General features: G+C 52.8%; 2 protein-coding genes and 1 tRNA gene. All 3 read left to right on the top strand.

What is annotated here, in order from left to right:
- Positions 1–350: 350 nt before the first annotated feature.
- Positions 351–1,418: an alcohol dehydrogenase catalytic domain-containing protein gene (locus H6F43_RS08225; protein ID WP_190342313.1), complete on the top strand. Its 1,068-nt coding sequence runs from the start codon at positions 351–353 to the stop codon at positions 1,416–1,418.
- Between the two features lie 81 nt (positions 1,419–1,499).
- A tRNA-Pro gene (locus tag H6F43_RS08220) sits at positions 1,500–1,573 on the top strand.
- A gap of 17 nt (positions 1,574–1,590) precedes the next feature.
- Positions 1,591–2,375 (top strand): FAD-dependent oxidoreductase (locus tag H6F43_RS08215; RefSeq protein ID WP_190342312.1); only part of this gene is annotated, 785 nt, incomplete at its 3' end.

Here is a 2,375-nt window from a genome sequence, read left to right as displayed (position 1 = left end):
GGCAGCAGGCGAAGCGGCTCCGGTTGCTCTGTCGGCTCCTTCCATCAACGGCTAGTTCTCGTCTTCTAGCGATTGATTGATTCTGCAAAGCGCCCCCGAGGGGGCGCTTTGTGTTTGTTTAGCACGATCGTGGGTTAAATTTTGCTGACCCGTTGAAAGGCTTTGCTCGACTTGGCTTGTCGTTACGAATTCTGGATGAGGCTGAACTGTTTGAAACCCCACGATTACCATGTTTGCCTCGACAAGCTCTCCTAATAGATAGTTAGGTGCGAGCATCAGTCTAGTTGCTTGAAAATCGTTGCTAAGAACCAAGTAAAATCAACGAGTGTCATGTAAGGAATTAAGCCGCTTTGTTAGCCGCAGTATTGTACGGAAAAGAAGATTTGCGCTTGGAGCAGGTTGATGACCTGACTCCAACCGCAGGAGAAGTTGTGATTCGGGTGGGAGCCGCAACGACCTGTGGCACGGACCTCAAGGTTTGGAGACGCGGTGGGCACGCTAAGATGCTAAAACCACCAACACTGTTTGGTCATGAAGCGGCTGGAGAAATTGTCGCTTTAGGTGAGGGTGTTACTGGCTGGAAGATTGGAGATCGTGTTGTTGCTAACAACTCTGCTCCCTGTATGACGTGCTTCTTCTGCAACAAGGAAGAATACTCGCTCTGTTCCAGTCTGACCTTTAATAATGGTACGTTTGCCGAGTATTTGAGAATTCCAGCGTCGATCGTTCAGCGCAATCTGTTACCTATTCCTAACGATCTACCATACGATCTTGCAGCGATGACCGAGCCGCTAGCGTGTGTTTTGCATGGTGCAGCGCGATCAACTGTGAAACCCAATGATCGGGTTGTTGTGCTCGGCGATGGGGCGATCGGGCTGATGTTTGTAGCGGCACTGGCTTCGGGTCACGGGGAGTGGGCAGACCCGAAGCTAGCCCACTCGCATCCCTATTCCAATGTTTTTCTGTTTGGTGGCAGCCCTCAACGACTGCAAGTGGGTGAAAAGTTTGGAGCGGTTAAAACCTTTAACTACCACGAGGTGGAAGACGTGCCGGGACTGGTGAGAGAACTCACTGACGGATGGGGAGCGGATGTTGTAATTGAGGCGACGGGCGTTCCCTCAGTTTGGGAAATGGCGATCGCCTGTGCTCGTCCCGGTGCTACGGTGAACTTGTTTGGTGGTTGCCCAAGAGACACGTCGATCAGCGTAAGCACTGAGCAACTTCACTACAGCGAACTGACGCTTAAAGGGGTATTTCACAACACTCCTAAATACGTTAGAGCCGCATTGTCATTACTAGCTAGTCGTGCGCTTCCGTTTGAGTTGCTGCTGAGTAAACAAGAACGGCTAAATCAATTAGAGAACGTGTTTGAAGCAATGAAGCAGCGCCAAGTTATTAAGGTGGCGATGGTGCCGTAGTCTTTGAAGCGATCGACCTTTAGGCGTGAAGCTAAGGGTGGTGACTGGATGTGCTACTCTAGACTAGACTTACTTGCGTGGCGGGATGTAGCGCAGCTTGGTAGCGCACTTCGTTCGGGACGAAGGGGCCGCTGGTTCGAATCCAGTCATCCCGATTTGTGTTTGTCGAATAATGTCTGTTGACTACGATTTGGTAATCATCGGCAGCAGTGCAGCAGGCGTCTTTGCTGCTAGCGTTGCAGCAAATTGGAATGCGCGGGTTGCTCTTGTGGAGCAGGGGCAGGGATGCTCGACCCACGTGATCGCGCATCAGACGATACTGGAAGTTGGGCGCACGCTTAATCAGGTGCAGCGGGCAAATCGCCTAGGACTGTGTGACACAGAGGCGCGATCGCAGACGTGGAAACCGCAGGTGTGGAAGCAGACACAGCGCTGGGTAGAGACCGCAGAGCGGGCGATCGCGGTCACGGATTCTGCAGCAGTGCTGGCCTCGCGCGGCGTCGAGGTCATTGCAGGCAGCGGCGAATTTCATCGCAAGCCTGCGCTGGGATTTCTTGTGAATGGTCGATCGCTGCGATCGCGAGCGTACCTATTGGCAATGGAGAATTTGCCCGTCATTGAGAAACTGTTGGTAAAGTTCTTCTCGGTCAATCCGCCTGCTTCTACGCTGGATATTCCTGGGCTTGAAGCAGCAGGCTACCAAACAGCGCGAACCGTGCTCCAGCAGGAGGCGATCGATCATCTGAACCGCGTCGTGATTCTTGGCTCAAATGCCACTGAAGTTGAACTGGCGCAAACTCTCCAACGGTTGGGGCGATCGGTAACGCTGGTTACGCCTGCAAAGCATATTCTGCACCTCGAAGACCCACAGGCCGCCTATCTAATCCAGGCACAGCTAGAGGCAGAAGGTGTGCAGATTTTGACCCAAACAGCCGTGACCCAAGTGCGGCAGATTAG

Source organism: Leptolyngbya sp. FACHB-36 (assembly GCF_014695955.1).
Classification (GTDB): Bacteria; Cyanobacteriota; Cyanobacteriia; order Leptolyngbyales; family Leptolyngbyaceae; genus FACHB-36.
Note: the sequence above shows the minus strand (reverse complement) of the source record. Positions and strands in the feature narration are given on the sequence as shown.